At 70.1% G+C, this 21752-nt stretch carries 20 protein-coding genes; 11 read left to right on the plus strand and 9 right to left on the minus strand.

What is annotated here, in order from left to right; all coding sequences use genetic code 11:
- The first annotated feature begins 62 nt into the window (after positions 1-62).
- The 9 genes from BGO22_RS18975 (at position 63) to BGO22_RS19015 (ending at position 9326) form a co-directional block, all read left to right on the plus strand.
- Positions 63-1301: an ABC transporter substrate-binding protein gene (locus BGO22_RS18975; protein ID WP_286852234.1), complete on the plus strand. Its 1239-nt coding sequence runs from the start codon at positions 63-65 to the stop codon at positions 1299-1301.
- Between the two features lie 37 nt (positions 1302-1338).
- Positions 1339-2430, plus strand: a complete 1092-nt coding sequence (locus tag BGO22_RS18980) for an isopenicillin N synthase family dioxygenase (RefSeq protein ID WP_070397816.1) — start codon at positions 1339-1341, stop codon at positions 2428-2430.
- A 66-nt stretch (positions 2431-2496) separates the two neighbouring features.
- On the plus strand, positions 2497-3933 hold the full coding sequence (locus BGO22_RS18985; RefSeq protein WP_070397815.1) for an aldehyde dehydrogenase family protein: 1437 nt from the start codon (positions 2497-2499) through the stop codon (positions 3931-3933).
- 35 nt (positions 3934-3968) lie between these two features.
- The gene (locus BGO22_RS18990) at positions 3969-4721 is read left to right on the plus strand and encodes an SDR family oxidoreductase (RefSeq protein WP_070397814.1); all 753 of its coding nucleotides are present in this window, start codon (positions 3969-3971) and stop codon (positions 4719-4721) included.
- Positions 4722-4797: 76 nt separating this feature from the next.
- Positions 4798-5568, plus strand: coding sequence for an ABC transporter ATP-binding protein (locus tag BGO22_RS18995; protein ID WP_070397813.1), 771 nt, complete (start codon positions 4798-4800; stop codon positions 5566-5568).
- Position 5569: 1 nt separating this feature from the next.
- Positions 5570-6280, plus strand: coding sequence for an ABC transporter ATP-binding protein (locus BGO22_RS19000; RefSeq protein ID WP_070397812.1), 711 nt, complete (start codon positions 5570-5572; stop codon positions 6278-6280).
- Positions 6280-7164 (plus strand): branched-chain amino acid ABC transporter permease, encoded by an 885-nt coding sequence (locus BGO22_RS19005; protein ID WP_070397811.1) that lies wholly within the window; start codon positions 6280-6282, stop codon positions 7162-7164. The genes BGO22_RS19000 and BGO22_RS19005 overlap by 1 nt, the downstream gene beginning before the upstream one ends.
- Positions 7165-7175: 11 nt before the next feature.
- Positions 7176-8156 (plus strand): branched-chain amino acid ABC transporter permease, encoded by a 981-nt coding sequence (locus BGO22_RS19010; RefSeq protein WP_070397810.1) that lies wholly within the window; start codon positions 7176-7178, stop codon positions 8154-8156.
- Positions 8157-8162: 6 nt separating this feature from the next.
- A complete protein-coding gene (locus tag BGO22_RS19015; RefSeq protein WP_070397809.1) occupies positions 8163-9326 on the plus strand; it encodes an MFS transporter in 1164 nt (387 codons plus the stop codon).
- Between the two features lie 23 nt (positions 9327-9349).
- On the opposite strand, the gene BGO22_RS19020 is transcribed toward BGO22_RS19015, so the two are convergent.
- Complete coding sequence (locus BGO22_RS19020) at positions 9350-9952, minus strand: glutathione S-transferase family protein (protein WP_070397808.1); 603 nt, start codon at positions 9950-9952, stop codon at positions 9350-9352.
- A 117-nt stretch (positions 9953-10069) separates the two neighbouring features.
- Between BGO22_RS19020 and BGO22_RS19025 the strand changes: the two genes are divergently transcribed.
- Positions 10070-11044: a helix-turn-helix transcriptional regulator gene (locus tag BGO22_RS19025; protein ID WP_070397807.1), complete on the plus strand. Its 975-nt coding sequence runs from the start codon at positions 10070-10072 to the stop codon at positions 11042-11044.
- 15 nt (positions 11045-11059) lie between these two features.
- Here BGO22_RS19025 and BGO22_RS19030 read toward each other — a convergent pair whose 3' ends face one another.
- From BGO22_RS19030 to grpE, 6 genes are all read right to left on the minus strand, one after another.
- Positions 11060-12241: a lytic murein transglycosylase gene (locus BGO22_RS19030; protein ID WP_070398226.1), complete on the minus strand. Its 1182-nt coding sequence runs from the start codon at positions 12239-12241 to the stop codon at positions 11060-11062.
- Between the two features lie 60 nt (positions 12242-12301).
- Positions 12302-13666: an MBL fold metallo-hydrolase gene (locus BGO22_RS19035; RefSeq protein WP_070397806.1), complete on the minus strand. Its 1365-nt coding sequence runs from the start codon at positions 13664-13666 to the stop codon at positions 12302-12304.
- Between the two features lie 37 nt (positions 13667-13703).
- Entirely contained in the window at positions 13704-14702 is a 999-nt protein-coding gene (locus BGO22_RS19040) for a ZIP family metal transporter (RefSeq protein ID WP_070397805.1), read from the minus strand.
- 185 nt (positions 14703-14887) lie between these two features.
- Positions 14888-16024: a molecular chaperone DnaJ gene (gene dnaJ / locus BGO22_RS19045; RefSeq protein ID WP_070397804.1), complete on the minus strand. Its 1137-nt coding sequence runs from the start codon at positions 16022-16024 to the stop codon at positions 14888-14890.
- Positions 16025-16104: 80 nt separating this feature from the next.
- The gene (dnaK, locus tag BGO22_RS19050; RefSeq protein ID WP_070397803.1) at positions 16105-18042 is read right to left on the minus strand and encodes a molecular chaperone DnaK; all 1938 of its coding nucleotides are present in this window, start codon (positions 18040-18042) and stop codon (positions 16105-16107) included.
- Positions 18043-18140: 98 nt separating this feature from the next.
- Positions 18141-18704 (minus strand): nucleotide exchange factor GrpE, encoded by a 564-nt coding sequence (grpE, locus tag BGO22_RS19055; RefSeq protein ID WP_070397802.1) that lies wholly within the window; start codon positions 18702-18704, stop codon positions 18141-18143.
- A gap of 162 nt (positions 18705-18866) precedes the next feature.
- Here grpE and BGO22_RS19060 point away from each other — a divergent pair, with 162 nt between their 5' ends.
- Positions 18867-19718, plus strand: a complete 852-nt coding sequence (locus tag BGO22_RS19060) for a fumarylacetoacetate hydrolase family protein (RefSeq protein WP_070397801.1) — start codon at positions 18867-18869, stop codon at positions 19716-19718.
- A 17-nt stretch (positions 19719-19735) separates the two neighbouring features.
- Here the strand turns inward: BGO22_RS19060 and otnI are convergent, their stop codons facing one another.
- Both otnI and otnK read right to left on the minus strand, forming a co-directional pair.
- Entirely contained in the window at positions 19736-20557 is an 822-nt protein-coding gene (otnI, locus tag BGO22_RS19065) for a 2-oxo-tetronate isomerase (protein ID WP_070397800.1), read from the minus strand.
- A gap of 16 nt (positions 20558-20573) precedes the next feature.
- A partial coding sequence (gene otnK, locus BGO22_RS19070) for a 3-oxo-tetronate kinase (RefSeq protein ID WP_286852231.1) occupies positions 20574-21752 on the minus strand: 1179 nt, incomplete at its 5' end.

Here is a 21752-nt window from a genome sequence, read left to right on the forward strand (position 1 = left end):
GGCGCAGGCGCCCTCGGGGGGGCCGCGGGCGCCGGACTTCAAACGAGGAGACACACATGAGCATGGTTTGGAACAAGCGCAAGCAGCGCAAGCAAGGATCGGCGAAGCACTGGCGGACTTTCTCGGCCGTGGCCCTGGCCTGGGCGGCCCTCAGCGCGGGCGCGCAGACGCCCTCGGCCCCGATCCGCATCGGCGTGATGGCCGACATGAGCGGCCTGTACTCCGACATGGGCGGGCCGGGTCTGGTGGAGGCGGTGCGCATGGCCGTGGCCGACGCGGGCGGCCAGATCAACGGCCGGCGCGTCGAGGTCCTGCAGGCCAACCACTCGGCCAAGCCGGACATCGCGGCCACCAAGGCGCGCGAGTGGTTCGACACCGACGGCGTGGACATGATCATCAGCGGCCCCAGCTCGGGCACCAGCCTGGCCATCGCCAAGGTGGCGACGGACAAGAAGAAGGTGATCATGGTCACCGGCGGCGTGGCCGCGCAGCTGACCAACGAGGACTGCTCGCCCTACATCGTCCATTACCTGTACGACACGGTGGCCCTGGCGCGCGGCACCGGCGCGGCGGTCACGAAACAAGGCGGCAAGAGCTGGTATTTCCTGACGGTGGACTACGCCTTCGGCGATTCGCTGGAGAAGGAAACCACCAAGGTCGTCAAGGCCAACGGCGGCGAGGTGATCGGCAGCGTGCGCCACCCTCTGTCGGCGACCGACTTCTCCTCCTTCCTGCTGCAGGCCAAGGCCTCCAAGGCGCAGGTGCTGGGCCTGGCCAATGGCGGCGGCGACACCATCAACGCCATCAAGGGCGCGCGCGAGTTCGGTGTCAGCTCGTCCATGAAGATCGCCGGGCTGATGCTCTTCATTACCGACGTGCACGCCCTGGGTCTGCCCATCACGCAGGGCATCCAGCTGACCGAGGCCTGGTACTGGGACAGCAACGAGCGCTCGCGCCAGTGGGCCACCCGCTTCAACGAGAAGATGAAGAAGATGCCCACCAGCATGCAGGCCGCCAGCTACTCGGCCGCCGCGTCCTACCTCAAGGCCGTGGGCAGCGCCAAGACCAGCGACTCCGACGCGGTCATGGCCGAGCTGAGAAAACTCAAGATCGACGACATGTACACGGCCAACGGCCGCATCCGCGGCGACGGCCGCATGGTGCACGACCTGCAGCTCATGGAGATCAAGAAACCGTCCGAGTCCAAGGGTCCCTGGGACTACTACAAGACGCTGCAAACCATCCCCGGCGATCAGGCCTTCGCCTCGCAGGCCGAATCCCGTTGCAAAAGCTGGAACTGAGTCCAGACCGCTTTCCCTTTCCATAGGAGACATCGCCATGACCACCAAGAACCCGCGCAACCAGCCCCCCACCGTCGAGCCGTCCGCCGCCGTGCGCCGCGCCATCGCCGAGGCCAAGGAACTGCCGCTGCTCGACGTCGGCCCGCTGCTGGCCGGCCAGCCCGGCGCGCTGGAGCAGCTCGCGGCCGACGTGAAGCTGATCCAGGAAAACCTGGGCTTCTTCGCCATCGTCAACCACGGCATCCCGGCCTCGCTGATCGAGCGCTCCTTCGAGCAGGTCGCCCAGCTGTTCGACATCTCCATGGACGAGAAGCTCAAGCACCGCGTGGGCTTCCACCACCAGGGTTACCTGCCGCCCAAGTCGTCCATCCTGCAATCCACCGCGATCAAGGACAAGATCGCGCTGAACACCAAGAAGGACACCAACGCGGCCTGGTTGTTCATGCGCAACCGCGACGCCGATGACCCCAAGGTCAAGGCCAAGGTGCGCCACCGCGGCCTGAACCAGTGGCCCGAGAGCCTGCCCGAGTTCAAGAAGACCCTGTACGAGTACCAGACCTCGATGGAGAAGCTGGCGATCCGCCTGCTGCCCATCTACGCGCGCGCCCTGGGCCTGAAGGCCGAGCACTTCGATTCGATGTTCAAGGCGCCCGAGTACTACCAGCGCTGCGCCTACTATCACCCCGAGAAGCAGCTGGAGGAGGGCCAGTACGCGCTGGCCCCGCATTCGGACGGCAGCTTCCTCACCCTGTTGCCGATGACGCCGGTGCCGGGCCTGGAGGTGATGACGCCGGAGAAGAAGTGGCTCAAGGTGAGCTACGTGAAGGACGCGCTGATCGTCAACACCGGGCAGGTGCTCAACCGCATGTCCAACGACCACTTCATCGCCACGCCGCACCGCGTCGTCAACCCGCCGATGAAGCGGTACGCGCTGACTTTCTTCTTCTACCCGGACGACGATGCCAGCGTGGGCCCCATCCCCGAGTGCATGGCCCCGGGGGAAGCGCCCAAGTACGACGAGCGCTCGTTCTACGACTTCTTCGTGCCCTACCTGGACGACCTGTACCACTACAACGACAAGGAGTTCATGAAGGAAGTCGAGCCCGAAGGCGCGGCGTCGACGAACTGAGGCGGGCGGGCGCGGCCGGCCGTTGCGGCCGCGCCCGCGCCTGCGCTCGACAACAAGGAACCCTGCATGGACTTCAGGCATTTGATCGACGGGCAGTGGCTGGATTCGCTGGATGGCCAGCGCATCGAGGTGCTGGACCCCTGCACGGCCCGCCCCTTCGCCACCCTGGCCCGGGGCGGCGCGAAAGAGGTGGACCTGGCGGTGCGCGCGGCGCGCCGCGCGCTGGAAGGCCCCTGGGGCCGCATGACCGCCACCGAGCGCGGCCGCATCCTGCAGCGCCTGGCGCAGCTGATCGTGGCGCGCGGCGACGAACTGGCTGCGCTGGAGGCGCGCGACACCGGCAAGCCGATGTCCGTCGCGCGCGCCGACGCGGCCGCCGTGGCGCGCTACTTCGAGTTCTATGGCGGTGCCGCCGACAAGGTGCACGGCCAGACCATTCCCTACCTGAACGGCTACGACGTGCGCGTGGTGCGCATCCCGCACGGCGTCACCGCGCACATCATTCCCTGGAACTACCCGGCCCAGATGATGGGCCGCACCCTGGCGCCCGCGCTGGCCATGGGCAACGCGGCGGTGGTCAAGCCTTCGGAGGACGCCTGCCTGAGCGCGCTCAAGCTGGGCGAACTGGCCATGGAAGCCGGCCTGCCGCCGGGCGCGCTGAACATCGTCACCGGCTTCGGCGCGGAGGCGGGCGCCGCGCTCACCGGCCACCCGGGCATCAACTTCGCCACCTTCACCGGCTCGCCGGAGGTGGGCATCCAGGTCCAGCAGTCGACGGCGCGCCACCAGGTGCCCTGCGTGCTGGAGCTGGGCGGCAAGTCGCCGCAGATCGTGTTCGACGACGCCGACCTGGACAAGGCCGTGCCCATCATCGTGAAAGCGATCGCGCAGAACGCGGGCCAGACCTGCTCGGCGGGCAGCCGCCTGCTGGTGCAGCGCGGCATCTACGAGCGCTGCGCCCAGGCCATCGCCGCGCGCTTCGCGGCCCTGCGCGTGGGCACGCCCGAGATGGACCTGGATTGCGGCCCGCTCATCAACGCCCGCCAGCGCGCGCGCGTGCGCGCCTTCATCGACGAGTCGCGCCAGCAGGGCGTGCCGGTGCTGGCCGAAGGCGCGCTGGCGCCAGGGCTGGACGGGCAGGGCTTTTTCGTGGCGCCGGTGCTGTTCGGCCCGGTGCCGCGCGAGCACCGCCTGGCCTGCCAGGAGGTCTTCGGCCCGGTGCTCTCCGTGCTGCCCTTCGAGGACGAGGACGACGCCGTGCGCCTGGCCAATGCCACCGACTACGGCCTGGTCGCGGGCGTCTGGACCGAGAACGGCAGCCGCCAGTCGCGGATGGCCGCGCGCCTGGACAGCGGCCAGGTCTTCATCAACTGCTATGGCGCCGGCGGTGGGGTGGAGCTGCCCTTCGGTGGCGTCAAGCGCAGCGGCTACGGCCGCGAAAAGGGTTTCGTCGCGCTTGAGGAAATGAGCACCACCAAGACCATCGTCCAGCACCACGCCTGACCCGAAAACATTCCACAGCAACAGGAGACAAAGACATGAGCGCATTGAAGAACAAGGTCGCCATCGTGACCGGCGCCGGCAGCGGCTTCGGCGCGGCCATCGCGCGCGCCTACATCGAGCAGGGCGCCAAGGTCGTGCTCGCCGACCTGCGCGAGGACGCGGCGCGCGCCGTCGCGTCCGAGCTCGGGCCCAACGCCAGCCCCGTGAAATGCGACGTGAGCCGCTTCGACGACGTGCAGGCCATGGCCAGGCATTGCGTGAGCACCTTCGGCGCGCCGCAGATCCTGGTCAACAACGCCGGCACCACCCACCGCAACCAGTCGATGCTGGAGGTGGACGAGGACACCTTCGACCGCGTGTTCGCGGTGAACGTGAAGTCGATCTTCCACACCACGCGCGCCATCGCGCCGCTGATGAAGCCCGGCAAGGACGGCGTCATCCTCAACGTCGGCTCGGTCGGCGGCATCCGCCCGCGCCCCGGGCTCACCTGGTACAACAGCTCGAAGGGCGCGGTGAAGGTGATGACCAAGTCCATGGCGGTGGAGCTGGCCAACGACGGCATCCGCGTCAACCTGATCGCGCCGGTGATGGCCGCCACCGGTCTGCTGGGCGAGTTCATGGGCGTGCCCGACACGGCCGAGAACCGCGCCCGCTTCGTCTCCACCATTCCGCTGGGCCGCATGTGTGCGCCCGAGGACGTGGCCAACGCGGCCGTGTTCCTGGCCAGCGACGCGGCGCGTTTCCTGACCGGCATCGAGATGCCGGTGGACGGCGGCCGCTCCATCTGACCGACCGGCGAGCGTGGCGGCGGCGGCCCGAGAGGGCCGCCCGCAAGTCCGCGCGCGCCGCCACCGCTCCCATCCCATGAGTCCCATCATTCTCGAGACCCGGGCGTTGACCAAGGCGTTCAAGGGCTTCACGGCCGTCAGCCAGGTCGACCTGAAGGTGGCGCGCGGGTCCATCCACGCCCTGATCGGACCCAATGGTGCGGGCAAGACCACCTGCTTCAACCTGCTGACCAAGTTTCTGGAGCCGAGTTCGGGCGCGATCCTGTTCAACGGCCAGGACATCACGCGCGAGCGGCCGGCGCAGATCGCGCGGCGCGGGGTCATCCGCTCCTTCCAGATCTCGTCGGTGTTCCCGCACCTCACGGTGCTGGAGAACGTGCGCCTGGGGCTGCAGCGCCGCCTGGGCATCAGCTACCACTTCTGGCGCAGCGAAGGGGCGCTGCGCTCGCTGCACGCACGGGCCGCGGCGCTGCTGGCCGAGGTGGGCCTGGAGGACCTGGCCGGCGAGCTGGCGGTGAACCTGCCCTATGGCCGCAAGCGCGCGCTGGAGATCGCCACCACGCTGGCCATGGAGCCCGAGCTCATGCTGCTGGACGAGCCCACGCAGGGCATGGGCCACGAGGACGTGCACCTGGTGGCGCAGCTCATCAAGCGCGTGTCGGCGGGGCGCACGGTGCTGATGGTGGAACACAACATGGGCGTGGTCTCCGCCATCGCCGACAGCATCACGGTGCTGCAGCGCGGCGCCGTGCTGGCCGAAGGCCCCTACGCCGAGGTCTCGGCCAACCCGCAGGTGATGGAGGCCTACATGGGCACCACCGAAGGCCGCTTGCAGGGGGCCCACTGACATGGCGTCTCCCGCTCTCGATATCCGCGACCTGCACGCCTGGTACGGCGAGTCGCACGTGCTGCACGGCGTCGACATGGTGGTGCACCCCGGCGAGGTTGTCACGCTGCTGGGCCGCAATGGCGCGGGCCGCACGAGCACGCTGCGCGCCGTGATGGGCCTGACCGGCGCGCGGCGCGGCAGCATCCGCGTGAACGGGCAGGAAACCATCGGGCTGCCGCGCCACCGCATCGCGCACACCGGCATCGGCTACTGCCCGGAGGAACGCGGCATCTTCGCCAGCCTGTCGACCGAGGAGAACCTGCTGCTGCCGCCCGTGCTCAAGGGCCAGGGGCCCGGCATGGGCCTGGCGGAGATCTACGCCCTGTTCCCCAACCTCGCGGAGCGCCGGCACAGCCCGGGCACGCGCCTGTCCGGCGGCGAGCAGCAGATGCTGGCTCTGGCGCGCATCCTGCGCACCGGCGCCAAGCTGCTGCTGCTCGACGAAATATCGGAAGGGCTGGCGCCGGTGATCGTGCAGGCGCTGGGGCGCGCGATCGGGCTGCTGCGCGACAGCGGCCACACGGTGGTGCTGGTGGAGCAGAACTTCCATTTCGCGGCGCCGCTGTCCGATCGCTTCTACGTCATGGAACACGGCCGCATCGTCGAGCACTTCGGCGCTCGCGAACTGCAGGCCAAGGCCGCGGCATTGGCTGAACTGCTGGGGGTCTGATGGATATCTTCGGAGCAGGCCTGCCTGCCTTGCTGAGCCAGTTGCTGATCGGCCTGGTCAACGGTTCGTTCTACGCCATCCTGAGCCTGGGCCTGGCGGTGATCTTCGGCCTGCTCAACGTCATCAACTTCGCGCATGGCGCGCTGTTCATGCTGGGGGCGGTGCTGAGCTGGATCGCCATGAGCCGCTGGGGCCTGGGCTACTGGCCCATGCTGCTGCTGGCGCCGCTGGTCGTGGGGCTGTTCGGCATGCTGATCGAGCGTCTGCTGCTGCGCCGCATCTACCAGCTGGACCACCTCTATGGCCTGCTGCTCACGCTCGGCCTGGCGCTGCTGATCGAAGGCGGGTTCCGTTCGGTCTATGGCGTGTCGGGCCTGCCCTACGACCCGCCCGAGGCGCTCATGGGCGCCACCGACCTGGGCTTCATGGTGCTGCCCAACTACCGGGCCTGGGTGGTGGTGGCTTCGCTGGCGGTGTGCCTGGCCACCTGGTATGTGATCGAGAAGACGCCGCTGGGCGCGCTGCTGCGCGCCGGCACCGAGAACCCGCGCCTGGTGGAGGCCTTCGGCATCAACGTGCCGCTGATGATCACGCTGACCTATGGCTTCGGCGTGGCGCTGGCGGCCTTCGCCGGTGTGCTGGCGGCGCCGGTGTACCAGGTGTCTCCGTTGATGGGGCAGAACCTGATCATCGTGGTCTTCGCCGTGGTGGTGATCGGTGGCATGGGCTCCATCCTGGGCTCCATCCTCACCGGTCTGGGGCTGGGCGTGATCGAAGGGCTCACCAAGGTGTTCTACCCCGAGGCCTCGTCCACCGTGGTGTTCGTGATCATGGCCATCGTGCTGCTGGTGCGGCCCGCCGGCCTGTTCGGCAAAGACAGCTGAGGAGACTTTCCATGAACCGCCGGCTGTCCCTCTCGCTGTACCTCTTGCTGTTGCTGGGCCTGGTGCTGGCGCCCTTTCTGGGCGCCTACCCGGTCTTCGTCATGAAGCTGCTGTGCTTCGCGCTGTTCGCCAGCGCCTTCAACCTGCTGCTGGGCTACACCGGCCTGCTGTCCTTCGGCCACGCGGCCTTCCTGGGCGGCTCGGCCTATGTGGCCGGGCACGTCATGAAGGTCTGGGGCCTGACGCCGGAACTCGGGCTGCTGGTGGGCACGCTCACCGGCGCCGCGCTGGGTTGGCTGTTCGGCCTGCTGGCCATCCGCCGCCAGGGCATCTACTTCGCGATGATCACGCTGGCCTTCGCGCAGATGGTGTTCTTCCTGGCCGTGCAACTGAAGTTCACCGGGGGCGAGGATGGCCTGCAGGGCGTGCCGCGCGGCCGGCTGTTCGGCCTGATCGATCTGCGCAGCGAACTGGCCATGTACTACTTCACGCTGGTGGTCTGTGTGCTGGGCTTCCTGTTGATCGTGCGCACCACGCGCTCGCCTTTCGGCCAGGTGCTCAAGGGCATCAAGGAGAACGAGGCGCGCGCTCTTTCGCTGGGCTACGACACGCAGCGCTTCAAGCTGCTGGCCTTCGTGATCTCGGCCGCGCTCTCGGGCCTGGCGGGTTCGCTCAAGACCCTGGTGCTTGGGTTTGCCTCGCTCAGTGACGTGCACTGGAGCACCTCGGGCCAGGTCATCCTGATGAGCCTGGTCGGCGGGCTGGGCACGCTGTCCGGCCCGCTGGCGGGTGCCGCCATCGTGGTATGGCTGGAAAACCGCATCGGCGAGCTGGGCCAGTGGCTGGCGCGCCTGAGCTCGGTCGACTGGTTCGGCACGCTGGGCGAATCGGTGTCCATGGTGATGGGCTTGATCTTCCTGGTCTGCGTGCTGAGTTTCCGCCGGGGCCTCATGGGCGAGGTTATTGCCTTCGTGCAGCGGCGCTGGCGCTGAGAAGACGTGAACCGATCCGTCGCCTGGCTGGCCCTGTGCCAGGGCCTGCTGCTCACCAACAACGTGGTCTTCATCGCGGTCAATGGGCTGGTGGGGCTGGCCCTGGCGCCCTGGCCGTGGATGGCCACCTTGCCGGTGATGGGCTACGTGGTGGGGGGTGCCTTGGCCACGCCGCTGGTGGCGACGGCGCAGCGGCGCTGGGGGCGGCACACCGCGTTTCAGCTGGGTCTGTTGGTGGCGCTGCTGTCGGCGGCGCTGTGCGCGGTGGCCGCCTATGCGCAGCAGTTCGTCCTGCTGTGTGCCTCGACCGTGATCGCGGGCTACTACAACGCCAATGGCCAGCTCTATCGGTTCGCCGCGGCCGAACTGGTGGGCGCGTCGCAGCGGGAGCGCGCGATCTCCCTGGTGCTGGCCGGCGGGCTGTTGGGCGCGGTGCTGGGGCCGGCGCTGGCCAGCCATGCCAGGGGCTGGTTCGCCACGCCGTTCCTGGGCGTCTACGTGGCGCTGATGGGGGTGGCGCTGCTGGGCCTTGCGTGCATGAGCCGTGTGCGGTTTCCGCAGAGGCCGCAGGAGGAGGGGGCTTGCGGCGCGGCGTCTTCGCGCACGGTCGCACGCTTGCTGGCGCAGCCGGGCTTTGCCGTGGCCGCCTTGTGCGCCTCGGTGAGCTACGGCGTGATGAACCTGCTGATGGCCGCCACGCCCCTGGCGATGCAGGTCTGCGGCCACGACTTCACCGCCACGGCCGAGGTGCTGCAGTGGCATGTGGTGGGCATGTTCGCACCGGGTTTCGTCACCGGGCACCTGATCAAGCGCATGGGCGTGCTGCCCATCATGGGCCTGGGCGTGGCGATCAACCTCGCCTGTGTGGGGGTGGCGCTGTCGGGGCAATCGGTCATGCATTTCCTGTGGGCCATGGCCCTGCTGGGCCTGGGCTGGAACTTCCTCTTCACCGGCAGCACCAGCCTGGTCATGCGGTACTACCGTCCCGAGGAGCGGGACCGGGCCGAGGCGGCCATGAACTTCTGCGTGTTTGCCGTCATGGCCGCGACTTCCCTGGCGTCGGGCGCACTGGCCACCAGCGGCGGCTGGGACTGGCTGAACTGGGGCTCGCTGCTGGCGTTGATCCTCACCGCGTGGGCGCTGGTCGGGCTGGCGCGGCGCGGGCTCTGAGCGCGCGCCGCTGAGCGGCTCGATCAGGCGTCGATCCGCATCGCCGGGCGCGCCTGCACCCGCGCCAGCCAGGCCAGTACGTGGGGGTGCTGGTCCACCGGCGCGCCGATGTAGGCGCTGTAGCCGATCACCGAACCCACCGACAGGTCCACCAGCGAGTAGGCCTCGCCCAGCATCCAGGGCCGCTTCGCCAGGTGCGCGTCGAGCAGGGCCAGCAGCTGGTCCATGCCCTCGCGGCCCGCGCGGCCGTGCGCATCGTCGGGTGTGCCCATGTCGCGCGCGGCCTGCAGGCGCACCAGCTGCGCGCCGTAGGTGACGTAGGCCCAGGTGCACCAGGAAAAGGCCTGCAGCTGCGCGGGCGTGCCGGGCGCCGGCCACAGGCCGCGCTCCACGCCGTGGCGTTCGCCCAGCCACAGCTCCATGGCCAGGGCCTCGAACATGGGGGCGCCGTCCACCGTCAGGGTGGGCACCTTGCCATTGGGGTTGAGCGCCAGGAACGCGGGGCGGCGCTGCTCGCCGGTGGTGATGTCGACCTTCACGCGTTCGTGCGGCAGGCCCAGTTCGGCGAGGGCGCAGGCGATGGGCGTGGCGCTGGACATGGGGTGCCAGTAGAGAACGATGGACATGGCGTGCTCCTGAATGAATGGGGGTGAAACCGGTCCGGCACCGCGCCGATCCGTGCCGCGAACTGTCGCAGCCATTGCGGACAGATTCCGCCCTCGATCAGAGATAGAGTGCGACCCATGCTCAGTTCCTCTTCCCGGCTGCTGCGGGTGCTCTCCTTGCTGCAGGCGCGCCGCCACTGGGCGGGCGCCGAACTGGCCGAGCGCCTGGGCGTGCACCCGCGAACGCTGCGCCGCGACATCGATCGCCTGCGTGAGCTGGGCTACCCCATCCACGCCAGCAGCGGCGTGGCCGGCGGCTACGCTTTTCGGGCCGGGCAGGCCCTGCCACCGCTGCTGCTGGACGACGAGGAGGCGCAGGCCGTGGCCATCGCCCTGCAGACCGCGGCCGCCGGCACCGTGAGTGGGGTGGAGGAGGGCTCGCTGCGCGCCCTGGTGAAGCTGGAACAGGTGATGCCCGCGCGCCTGCGCCGGCGCGTCGATGCCCTGCGCTCGGCCATCCTGCCGCTGGCGAGCCTGCGCCCCACGGTGGACGCGGGTGCGCTGGCCAGCCTGGCCGTGGCCTGCCGCGACCAGCTGCGCCTGGCCTTCGCCTACCGCGACAGCCGTGGCCAGGACACGGCGCGCACGGTGGAGCCGCAGGGCCTGGTGCACACCGGCAGCCGCTGGTACCTGGTGGCCTGGGACCTGGCGCGCGATGACTGGCGCACTTTCCGCCTGGACCGCATCGACGGCGCGCCCGCCCTGGGCGCGCACTTCGCGCCGCGCGCGGGCCCCGAGGGCGGCGACTTGCGCGCCTACGTGTCGCGCTCGATCGGGGTTTCGGCCTACACCGAGCAGGCCCGCGTGGTGCTGCACCAGTCGCTGGAGGCGATGGCCCGGCAGATTCCGCCCACGGTGGCGCGGCTGGAGGCCCTCGACGGCGAGCGCTGCGTGATGCACAGCGGCGCGAACCACCTGGAGTCGCTGGCCTACTGGCTGCTGGCGCTGGACGTGGAGTTCGAGGTGCTGGAGCCGCCCACGCTCAAGGCGCTGCTGCGCCAGGCGAACGAGCGCGTGGCGCGCGCGCTGGCGCGCTCGGGCGGTGGCGCCTGACGCCGGCGCGCCGCCTCAGCCCCCGCGCAGCGCCTTCAGCAGCTTCTGACCGGCGCGGCCATTGGCTTCCCAGCCCAGGCGCGTCTGCTCGGCGCGCACGGCGCTGCGGGTCTTCTCGCCGAGCAGACCGTCGACCTCGCCGATGTCGTGGCCGCGCGCGAGCAGCAGGGTCTGCAGCTCGCGGCGTTCGGCGCGCGTGAGGCCCAGGTCGTCGGTGGGCCAGGGCGTCACGAACGGCCCGCCGCCGCGCAGACGGTCGGCCAGGTGGGCGATGGCCAAGCCATAGCTTTCGGCGGCGTTGTAGCTGTAGATGGCGTCGAAGTTGCGCGTGACGAGGAAGGCCGGGCCCTGCGCACCGGCCGGCGCCAGCAGGCCCAGGCTCATGTCCGCCGGCACCGGCGTGCCGTCGACGCGCTGGACGCCGCGCGCGGTCCATTCGCTGCCGGGGCGCTTGGTGCGCCGGCCTTCGCCGAGCACGGAAAAGCCCTCGGGCAGCTTCACCTCGAAGCCCCAGGGCAGTTCCTGGCGCCAGCCCGCGCGCTGCAGGAAGTTGGCGGTGGAGGCGAGCGCGTCGGGCACGCTGTCGATGAGGTCGGCGCGGCCGTCGCCGTCGAAGTCCACCGCCAGGCGCTCATAGGTGCTGGGCATGAACTGCGTGTGGCCGAAGGCGCCGGCCCAGGAGCCCTGCAGCCGTTCGGGCGGGAAGTGCCCGGCCTGCAGCAGGCGCAGCGCGGAGTAGAACTCGGTGCGGAAGTAGGCCTGGCGCCGGCCGTAGCACGACAGCGTGGCCAGCGACTGCACGATGGGCGTCTTGCCGAAGCCCTGGCCGTAGTTGCTCTCCACGCCCCACACGGCCACCACCGTGGCCGGGTCCACGCCGAAGCGCTGCTGCACGCGCTGCAGCAGCTCGGCGTTCTGCTGCAGCCGCTGCGCGCCTTCTTCCACGCGCTGCGGGTCGACCAGCACGGTGAGGTAGTCCCAGATCGGGGTCTTGAATTCGGGCTGCGCGTCCAGGTTGCCGATGACCGACATCAGCGGTTGCAGGCTGTCGGTGTGGGCGCGGAAGGTGGTCTCGTTGACGCCGTTGGCACGGGCCGTGGGGCGCAGGCCGTCCAGGCACTGCTGGAAGCTGGCGTCCTGGGCGAGGGCGGGAGCGGCGAGCGTGGCCGCGAGGCAGAGGGTGGTGAGTCGTTGCATGGCCATGGGGTCGCCCGGGGGCGGAAAAGTTCAGGCCGGACCGCCGCGGGGCGGGCCGGTTCAGGCGGGCCAGGTGCTGCCGTGCTCCGGCACCAGCGCGGGCCAGCCCAGTTCGTTTTCGATGCGCAGGCGCAGCGCGTCGGCGGCGTCCATGTCGCCGTGGGTGACGAAGGTGCGCCGCGGCGCCTTGGGCAGGCCGCGCAGCCAGGCCATGAGCTGCTCGGCGTCGGCGTGCGCCGATCCGGCGGTGAGTTGCACCACCTCGGCGCGAACGGGCCATTGCTGGCCGAAGATGCGCAGGCTGGCCTGGCCGGCGGCCAGTTGCGCGCCGCGCGTGCCCGGCGCCTGGTAGCCCGCCAGCACGACCATGGCCCGGTGGTCGCCGAGGTGGTGCGTGAGGTGGTGCAGCACGCGCCCGCCCGTGGCCATGCCACTGGCCGACAGGATGACCTTGGGCCCATGCCGCTGCGCGATGGCCTTGGACTCTTCCACGCTGGTGACCATTTGCGCGGTGCGCTCCATCTCGCGGCACTGGGCGGCGTCGAGGCGGTGTTGGCCCAGGTGGCGTTCGTACAGCTCGGTGGTCGCCACGGCCATGGGGCTGTCCAGGTACACGGGCAGGGCGCGCGGCAGCTCGCCCCGCGCCTTGAGCCGCGCGATGGCCAGCAGCACGGCCTGCGCGCGGCCCACCGCGAACACCGGCACCACCACCGTGCCGCCGCGCGCGGCGGCGCGAGACAGCGCGGCGCCCAGTTCGGCGAGCAGGTCCTCCTTGGGGTGCAGGCGGTTGCCGTAGGTGGACTCGCACAGCACCACGTCGGCCGCGGGCGGTGGCTCGGGCGGCAGCATGAGCGCGTCGTCCGGGCGGCCCAGGTCGCCCGAGAACAGCAGACGCCGCCCCCCCACTTCCAGCAGCACGCTGGCCGCGCCGAGGATGTGGCCGGCGCCGCTGAAGCTCGCGCTCCAGCCGGGCAGCGGCTCGAAGCGCTCGTGCAGGCGCGCGGTGTGCAGGCGCTTGAGGCTACGGCGCGCGTCTTCCACGGTGTAGAGGGGCAGGGCGGGCTGGTGCTTGCCGAAGCCCTTGCGGTTGGCGTACTCGGCCTCTTCTTCCTGCAGGTGGCCGCTGTCGGGCAGCATCACGTGCAGCAGGTCGCGCGTGGCGGGCGTGCACCAGGCGCGGCCCGTGAAGCCCTCGCGCGCCAGCAGCGGAAAGTAGCCGCTGTGGTCGATGTGCGCGTGCGTGAACAGAACCGCGCCGATCTGGTCGGGCGCCACGGGCAACGGCTCGCGGTTGCGCAGGCGCAGCTGCTTGTAGCCCTGGAACAGGCCGCAGTCCACCAGCAGCCGCTGGCCACCGTAGTCGATGAGGTACTTGGAGCCGGTGACGGTACCGGTGCCGCCGAGGAAACGGATGCTGACGCCCATGCGGAGCATCTTAGCCGTGCGCGCGGGCACGGCCCGTTCAGGCCAGGGCGCTGTCCAGCCAGACCATGAAGATGAAGCCCGCCAGCAGCGTGGCGCTGGCCGCGCCTTCGAAGCCGTCGCGGTGCGTCTCCGGGATGATCTCGTGGCTCACCACGAAGATCATGGCGCCGGCCGCCAGGGCGAGGCCCAGCGGGTAGAACACCGGGGCGCTGCCCAGCACCACCACGCCCAGCAGGGCGCCCAGGGGCTCGGCCAGGCCGGTGAGGGCGGCCACGCCCCAGGCCCGTCCGGCGCCCAGGCCCAGGGTGCGCAGGGCCATGGCCACGATCAGGCCCTCGGGCATGTTCTGCAGTCCGATGGCCAGGGCGACGGCGGCGCCGTCGTGCACCGCGTCCTCGCCCGACGGGCCGGCATAGGCCGCGCCCACGGCCAGGCCTTCGGGCAGGTTGTGGATCATCAGCGCCAGCACCATCAGCCAGGCGCGCTGCGCGGCCGGCTCGCGCGGCAGCCAGGCGCTGGTGTGGGTGTGCGCGGCCGGCGGCAGCACGGCGTGTTCGTGCGGCAGGGCGCGGTCGATGGCCAGCATCAGCCCCATGCCCAGCGCCAGTCCGGCGCCCGAGAGCAGGGCGCTGGCGCCGCCCTCGCCTACCAGGGCGCGGCTGGCCTCCAGCGAGGGCAGCAGCAGCGCGAACACGGCGGCCGCCAGCATCACCCCGGCCGAGAACGCCATGAAGGCCGACTCCTGCCGCTTGCTCACCCGCTGCACCACGAACACCGGCAAGGCGCCCACGGCGGTGGCGATGGCCGCCAGCAGCGAGGCCTGCACGCCCGCGACGAGGGCGCTGCCGCCTTCCACGGCCAGCCACCAGGCGCGGGTGGGCGCCCAGAAGGTGGAGCCGGCGGCGATGCCCGCCATCACCAGCACGCCCGCGGCCAGCGCCAGCAAGGCCTTGCGCAGGGCGTGGGCTGGCACGGGCCACTCCAGCCGCTGGAGCTGGGCCCAGGCGGGTGGGATCTGGCGGAGGAGGGTAGACATGCTTGGGCTGCGATCGATGTTGACCCATAGCTTGTCAAAAACGATCAAATAAGGCCAATCGATGCTGCTTATGGTGGCGATAGGGGCACCGCTGGCGGCGCACGCGCCAGGCACCGAGGGAGCGCGAATGGCCCCAAAAAAAAGCGACGCCGTGGCGTCGCTTTTTTTTGGGGGGAGCGTCTGGCTCAGCTGAAGAAGTCCTTCGCCTTCTCGAACCAGCCCTTGTCGTTCGGGCTGTGCTTGTGGCCGCCTTTTTTGAAGGACTCGTCCAGTTCCTTGAGCAGCTTGCGCTGGTGCTCGGTGAGCTTGACCGGCGTTTCCACCGCCACGTGGCAGTACAGGTCGCCCGGGTAGCTGGAGCGCACGCCCTTGATGCCCTTGCCGCGCAGGCGGAAGGTCTTGCCGCTCTGCGTGCCCTCGGGCAGGTCGATGGTGGCCTTGCCCTGCAGCGTGGGCACGTCGATCTCGCCGCCCAGGGCGGCGGTGGTCATGCTCACCGGCACCTGGCAGTGCAGGTCGTCGCCGTCGCGCTCGAAGATGTCGTGCTTGCGCAGGCGGATCTCGATATAGAGGTCGCCCGCCGGGCCGCCGTTCTGGCCGGGCTCGCCGTTGCCGGTGGAGCGGATGCGCTGGCCGTCGTCGATGCCGGCCGGGATCTTGATCTCCAGCGTCTTCTGGCGCTTGATCTTGCCCTGGCCGTGGCAGGTGGTGCAGGGCTCGGGAATGACCTTGCCGCGGCCCTGGCAGGTGGGGCAGGTCTGCTGCACGCTGAAGAAGCCCTGGCGCATCTGCACCACGCCCTGGCCGTGGCAGGTGCCGCAGGTCTTGGCGCTGGTGCCGGGCTTGGCGCCGCTGCCGTGGCAGGTGTCGCAGTCGTCCCAGCTGGGGATGCGGATCTGCGTTTCCTTGCCGTTGGCGGCTTCCTCCAGCGTGATCTCCATGGCGTAGGACAGGTCCGCGCCGCGGTACACCTGCCGCCCGCCGCCCGCGCCGCGGCGCGCGCCGCCGAAGATGTCGCCAAAAATGTCGCCGAAGGCGTCACCGAAGCCGCCGAAGCCTTCGGCGCCGCCCGGGCCGCCGCGCATGTTCGGGTCCACGCCGGCGTGGCCGTACTGGTCGTAGGCGGCCTTCTTCTGCGCGTCGGAGAGCATCTCGTAGGCCTCCTTGGCCTCTTTGAATTTCTCTTCGGCACCCTTGGCCGCATCGCCCTGGTTGCGGTCGGGGTGGTACTTCATCGCGAGCTTGCGGTACGCCTTCTTGATCTCCTCGTCGGAGGCGTTCTTCGGCACGCCGAGCACTTCGTAAAAGTCGCGTTTGGCCATGGTTTCTCTGGCTGGTGTTTGAACACGAACGCCGCGTCAGGTTGCCCGGACGCGGCGGTGTGGCGGACGTCGCGGCGCGATCAGCCCTTCTTGACTTCCTTCACCTCGGCGTCGACGACGTCGTCGTCGGCCGCCTTGGACGCTTGCTGCGGCTGGGCGTCGGCGGCCCCCGCCTCGGCACCGGCCTGTTCGGCCTGCTGCGCGGCGTAGACCTTCTCGCCCAGCTTCTGGCTGGCGGTCATGAGCTCGGTGGTCTTGGCCTCGATCGCGTCCTTGTCCTCGCCCTTGGCGGCTTCTTCCAGGGACTTGATCGCGTCCTCGATGGCCGACTTCTCGCCCGCCTCCAGCTTGTCGCCGTGCTCGCTCAAGCTCTTCTTCACGCTGTGCACCATGGCCTCGGCCTGGTTGCGCGCCTGCACGAGCTCGACCTTTTTCTTGTCCTCGGCCGCGTTGAGTTCGGCGTCCTTCACCATCTGCTGGATCTCGGCTTCGGACAGGCCCGAGTTCGCCTTGATGGTGATCTTGTTTTCCTTGCCGGTGCCCTTGTCCTTGGCGCCCACGTGCAGGATGCCGTTGGCGTCGATGTCGAAGGTCACCTCGATCTGCGGCAGGCCGCGCGGCGCGGCGGGAATGCCTTCCAGGTTGAACTCACCCAGCAGCTTGTTGCCGGCGGCGATCTCGCGCTCGCCCTGGAACACCTTGATGGTCACGGCCGGCTGGTTGTCGTCCGCGGTGGAGAACACCTGCGAGAACTTGGTCGGGATGGTGGTGTTCTTGGCGATCATCTTGGTCATGACGCCGCCCATGGTCTCGATGCCGAGCGACAGCGGGGTCACGTCCAGCAGCAGCACGTCCTTGCGGTCACCCGAGAGCACCTGGCCCTGGATGGCGGCGCCGACGGCCACGGCCTCGTCGGGGTTGACGTCCTTGCGCGGCTCCTTGCCGAAGAACTCCTTGACCTTCTCCTGTACCTTGGGCATGCGGGTCATGCCGCCGACCAGGATCACGTCGTGGATGTCGCCCACGCTCACGCCGGCGTCCTTGATGGCGGTGCGGCAGGGCGCGATGGTGCGCTCGATCAGTTCTTCCACCAGGGCCTCGAGCTTGGCGCGCGTGAGCTTGATGTTCAGGTGCTTGGGACCCGAGGCATCGGCCGTGATGTAGGGCAGGTTGATGTCGGTGGCGGCCGAGGACGACAGCTCGATCTTGGCCTTCTCGGCCGCTTCCTTCAGGCGCTGCAGGGCCAGCACGTCCTTGCTGAGGTCGACGCCCTGGTCCTTTTTGAACTCGGAAATGATGTAGTCGATGATGCGCTGGTCGAAGTCTTCGCCGCCCAGGAAGGTGTCACCGTTGGTGGACAGCACTTCGAACTGCTTCTCGCCGTCGACGTCGGCGATCTCGATGATGGACACGTCGAAGGTGCCGCCGCCGAGGTCGTACACGGCGATCTTGCGGTCGCCCTTGTCCTGCTTGTCCAGGCCGAAGGCCAGGGCCGCGGCGGTGGGCTCGTTGATGATGCGCTTGACGTCGAGGCCGGCGATGCGCCCGGCGTCTTTGGTGGCCTGGCGCTGCGCGTCGTTGAAGTACGCGGGCACGGTGATGACGGCCTCGGTCACGGGCTCGCCCAGGTAGTCCTCGGCGGTTTTCTTCATCTTGCGCAGGATGTCGGCCGAGACCTGCTGGGCCGAGATCTTCTTGCCGCGCACCTCCACCCAGGCGTCGCCGTTGTCGGCGGCCACGATGGAGTAGGGCATGAGGTCGATGTCCTTCTGGACTTCCTTCTCACTGAACTTGCGGCCGATCAGTCGCTTGATCGCGTACAGCGTGTTCTTGGGGTTGGTGACGGCCTGGCGCTTGGCCGAGGCGCCGACCAGCACCTCGCCGTCTTCCTGGTAGGCCACGATCGACGGCGTGGTGCGCGCACCCTCGCTGTTCTCGATCACCTTGGTGTTGTTGCCTTCCATGACGGACACGCACGAGTTCGTGGTGCCGAGGTCGATGCCGATGATGCGTCCCATGTGAGTGACTCCGAGGATGTGGTTAAAGCTGTTGAAGAAGTGTGGATAAGCCGGGGGAATTCAAGGGGAGGGCGTGTGCACAAGTCCCTTGGCAGCCCTTACTTGGGGGCGGACACCGTGACCAGGGCCGGGCGCAGCACCCGCTCGGCGATGAGGTAGCCCTTCTGGAGCACGGTCACCACGGTGTTGGGTTCCTGCTCGGCCGGCACCATGCTGATGGCCTGGTGCTGGTGGGGGTCGAATTTGGTGCCGGCGGGCGGCGCGATCTGCACGACCTTGTGGCGCTCCAGCGCGCTCAGCAGCTGTTTGAGCGTGGCCTCGGTGCCCTCGCGCAGCTGTTCGCGCGTGGCCTCCTGCACGGCCAGGCCGGCCTCCAGGCTGTCGGCCACGGCCAGCAGGCTCTCGGCGAAGCTCTCCACCGCGAACTTGCGGGCCTTGGACATTTCCTCTTCGGCGCGGCGGCGGGCGTTTTCGGCCTCGGCCTTGGCGCGCAGGTACTGGTCGGCCAGGTCGGTGTTCTGGGCCTTCAGGGTGGCCAGTTCGGCCTGCTGGGCGGCCTGGGCCTCGGCCTCGCTGGCCGCCCGGGCGGCTTCGGCCTCTTCGGGGCTCAAGGGCGCGCTGTTGTCCTGGGGTGGCGGGGCGTTGGGGGGCGTCTGGCTCATCGTGGCGAGTCTGTGGATAAGGTGAAACGGGGGCGGTTGTGGTGGGCGGTTTGCCCGACAAGTCGGGCAGCTGGGGCCGCCGCGGCGGATTTCAAGGCCCGGCCGGGACCGGGTGGCCCCAGGCGGCAGAATCGGCGGTTTTCACCACCACCGAAGCCCAGCATGAAACTGATCCGCCACGGCCTGCCCGGCGCCGAACAACCCGGTCTGATCGACGCCAGCGGCACGCCGCGTGACCTCTCCGGGGTGCTGGCCGACATCGCGCCGGCCACGCTGGGCCCGGATTCTATGGCGCGCCTGGCCGCGCTCGACCCCTTGACGTTGCCGCCCGTGCCCAGCGGCACCCGCCTGGGCCCCTGCGTGGGCCAGGTCGGCAACGTCATCGGCATCGGCCTGAACTACGCCGACCACGCCGCCGAGGCCGGCCTGAAGGTGCCGGGCCAGCCCATCGTGTTCAACAAGCACGTCAGTGCCATCAACGGGCCGAACGACGAGGTCTGGCTGCCGCCGGGCTCGCGCAAGCTCGACTGGGAGGTGGAGCTGGGCGTGGTGATCGGCCAGCGCGCCTTCCACGTGGGCGAGGACCAGGCCCTGTCGCACGTGGCCGGCTATTGCCTGCTCAACGACGTGTCCGAGCGCGCCCACCAGATCGAATATGAAGGCCAGTGGGTCAAAGGCAAGAGCTACCCCACGCACTGCCCCCTGGGCCCCTGGCTGGTGACGCCCGACGAGCTGGGCGATCCACAGGACGTGGCGCTGTGGCTGGAGGTGAATGGCCAGCGCCGCCAGAACGGCAGCACGCGCACCATGGTGTTCGGCGTGGCCACGCTGGTGAGCTACCTGAGCCGCTTCATGGCCCTGCAGCCGGGCGACGTGATCGCCACCGGCACGCCGCCCGGCGTGGGCATGGGCCACCAGCCGCCGCTGTACCTGAAGGCGGGCGACGTGATGACCCTGGGCGGGCGCGGCCTGGGCGAGCAGCGCCAGGTGGTGGTGGACAGCCCGGTGGGCTGAGGCGCGGGGGAGCGGCGTCAGGCGGCTGCGGCCTGGGCGGCGCGCAGCCAGCCCAGTCCGGCCGAGGTGCCCCCGGGCACCGCGCCGCGGCTGGGGCGGTACTCGCAGCCGATCCAGCCGTCCCACTGGCCGGCGGCCATGAGCTCGTCGATCACGCCGAACAGGTAGGGGTGGTTCAGCTCGCCCAGGTCGGGCTCGTGGCGCTGCGGCACGCCGGCGATCTGCAGGTGACCGACGCGCCCCGTGGGCAGGTACTGCCGCAGCTTGGTGGCGACGTCGCCCTCGACGATCTGGCAGTGGTACAGGTCCATCTGCACCTTCAGGTTGGGCGCGCCGACCGCGTCGAGGACCTGGTGCGCGTGGTCCTGCCGGTTGAGGAAGAAGCCGGGGATGTCGCGCGGGTTGATCGGCTCGATGAGGATGTCGCGCCCGGCGCGGGCGGCCTGTTCGGCGGCCCAGCGCAGGTTGCCCAGGTAGGTGGCCTGCATGTCCTCGCGCCGCAGGCCCGGGGACACCAGGCCGGCCATGGCGTGCAGGCGGGGGCAGTCCAGGGCGTCGGCGTAGCGCAGGGCCAGTTGGACCGCCTCGCGGAACTCGGCCTCGCGGCCGGGCAGGGCGGCCAGGCCGCGCTCGCCGGCGTCCCATTGGCCGGGTGGCAGGTTGAACAGCACCTGGCGCAGGCCATTGGCCTGGAGGCGGGCGGCGAGCTCGTGCGCCGGGTAGGCGTAGGGGAAGAGGAATTCGACGGCCTCGAAGCCGTCGCGCGCGGCGGCCTCGAAACGGTCCAGGAAGTCGAGCTCGGGGTAGAGCATCGACAGGTTGGCGGCAAAACGGGGCATGGCAGGGGTCCGGTGGTCAGTGCGCGGCCGCGGGGCGGTGCGCGCCGTCGGGGGTCGGGGTGGTCAGCGAGAAGGCCCGGGTGAAGAAGTCCTCGCCGCCGAAATTGCCCGATTTGAGCGCCAGCCAGAGCGGCGCGCCAGCCGCGGCGGCGGCCGTGGCGTGGCACCAGGGCACGCCGGGGTCGATCTGCGGGCCGATCTGCAGCCGGGCGATGCCCAGCGCCTGCACGCAGGCGCCCGAGGTCTCGCCACCGGCCACGATGAGCCGGCGCACGCCGGCCCGCACCAGGCCGCTGGCGATGGCGGCGATGCAGCGCTCGACCAGTTCGCCCGCCTGCGCGCCGCCCAGTTGGGTCTGCGCGGCGCTGACCGCCTGCGGCGGCGCGGTGGAGTACAGCAGCACGGGCCCGCCGGCCAGGTGCGGCGCCGCCCAGGCCAGGGCCTCGGCGACCACGTCCTCGCCGGCGGCGATGCGCAGCGGGTCGAGCTGGAACGCCGGCCGGCCGCTGGCGATGAAGTGCGCCACCTGCTGGTTGGTGGCCAGCGAGCAGCTGCCCGAGACAATGGCCTGCGCGCCCGCCACCGGTGGCAGCGCGCTGGCCCGTGCCGAGGGCGCCAGGCCGGCGTTGGCCGGCAGCGCGATGGCCACGCCGGAGCCGGCCGTGAGCAGGGGCAGGTCGGCCAGGGCCGGGCCCAGGCGCAGCAGGTCGTCGTTGGACAGGGCGTCGACCACGGCGATGCCCACGCCCTGCTGCCGCAGCGCCTGGATGCGTTCGCGCACCGCCGCGGCGCCCGCGGCCACCACGCGGTAGTCGATCAGCCCCACGCGGCGGCGGCACTGGGCCTGCAGCACGCGCACCAGGTTGGCGTCGGTCATGGGCGTGAGCGGGTGGTCCTTCATGCCGCTTTCGTTGAGCGGCACGTCGCCCACGAACAGGTGGCCCTTGAAGACGGTGCGGCCGTTGTCCGGGAAGGCCGGCGTGGCGATGGTGAAGTCGATGCCCATGGCGTCCATGAGCGCCTCGGTCACCGGGCCGATGTTGCCGGCGGGTGTGCTGTCGAAGGTCGAGCAGTACTTGAAGTAGATCTGGCGCGCGCCCTGCCCGCGCAGCCAGTGCCAGGCGGCCAGCGATTGCTCGACGGCCTCGGCCGCCGGGACGGTGCGCGACTTGAGCGCGACCACCACCGCGTCGAT

The organism is Hydrogenophaga sp. 70-12 (genome assembly GCF_001897365.1).
GTDB lineage: Bacteria > Pseudomonadota > Gammaproteobacteria > Burkholderiales > Burkholderiaceae_C > Hydrogenophaga > Hydrogenophaga borbori.

Coding starts and splice junctions, on each gene's coding strand:
- BGO22_RS19035 (WP_070397806.1), bottom strand. CDS start 13,666: ATGGGCGTCAGCATCCGTTTCCTCGGCGGCACCGGTACCGTCACCGGC.
- dnaK (WP_070397803.1), bottom strand. CDS start 18,042: ATGGGACGCATCATCGGCATCGACCTCGGCACCACGAACTCGTGCGTG.
- BGO22_RS19060 (WP_070397801.1), top strand. CDS start 18,867: ATGAAACTGATCCGCCACGGCCTGCCCGGCGCCGAACAACCCGGTCTG.
- BGO22_RS19010 (WP_070397810.1), top strand. CDS start 7,176: ATGAACCGCCGGCTGTCCCTCTCGCTGTACCTCTTGCTGTTGCTGGGC.
- BGO22_RS19025 (WP_070397807.1), top strand. CDS start 10,070: ATGCTCAGTTCCTCTTCCCGGCTGCTGCGGGTGCTCTCCTTGCTGCAG.
- BGO22_RS19020 (WP_070397808.1), bottom strand. CDS start 9,952: ATGTCCATCGTTCTCTACTGGCACCCCATGTCCAGCGCCACGCCCATC.
- BGO22_RS18985 (WP_070397815.1), top strand. CDS start 2,497: ATGGACTTCAGGCATTTGATCGACGGGCAGTGGCTGGATTCGCTGGAT.
- BGO22_RS18975 (WP_286852234.1), top strand. CDS start 63: ATGGTTTGGAACAAGCGCAAGCAGCGCAAGCAAGGATCGGCGAAGCAC.
- BGO22_RS18980 (WP_070397816.1), top strand. CDS start 1,339: ATGACCACCAAGAACCCGCGCAACCAGCCCCCCACCGTCGAGCCGTCC.
- BGO22_RS19030 (WP_070398226.1), bottom strand. CDS start 12,241: ATGCAACGACTCACCACCCTCTGCCTCGCGGCCACGCTCGCCGCTCCC.
- grpE (WP_070397802.1), bottom strand. CDS start 18,704: ATGAGCCAGACGCCCCCCAACGCCCCGCCACCCCAGGACAACAGCGCG.
- BGO22_RS19005 (WP_070397811.1), top strand. CDS start 6,280: ATGGATATCTTCGGAGCAGGCCTGCCTGCCTTGCTGAGCCAGTTGCTG.
- dnaJ (WP_070397804.1), bottom strand. CDS start 16,024: ATGGCCAAACGCGACTTTTACGAAGTGCTCGGCGTGCCGAAGAACGCC.
- BGO22_RS19040 (WP_070397805.1), bottom strand. CDS start 14,702: ATGTCTACCCTCCTCCGCCAGATCCCACCCGCCTGGGCCCAGCTCCAG.
- otnI (WP_070397800.1), bottom strand. CDS start 20,557: ATGCCCCGTTTTGCCGCCAACCTGTCGATGCTCTACCCCGAGCTCGAC.
- BGO22_RS19000 (WP_070397812.1), top strand. CDS start 5,570: ATGGCGTCTCCCGCTCTCGATATCCGCGACCTGCACGCCTGGTACGGC.
- BGO22_RS18995 (WP_070397813.1), top strand. CDS start 4,798: ATGAGTCCCATCATTCTCGAGACCCGGGCGTTGACCAAGGCGTTCAAG.
- BGO22_RS18990 (WP_070397814.1), top strand. CDS start 3,969: ATGAGCGCATTGAAGAACAAGGTCGCCATCGTGACCGGCGCCGGCAGC.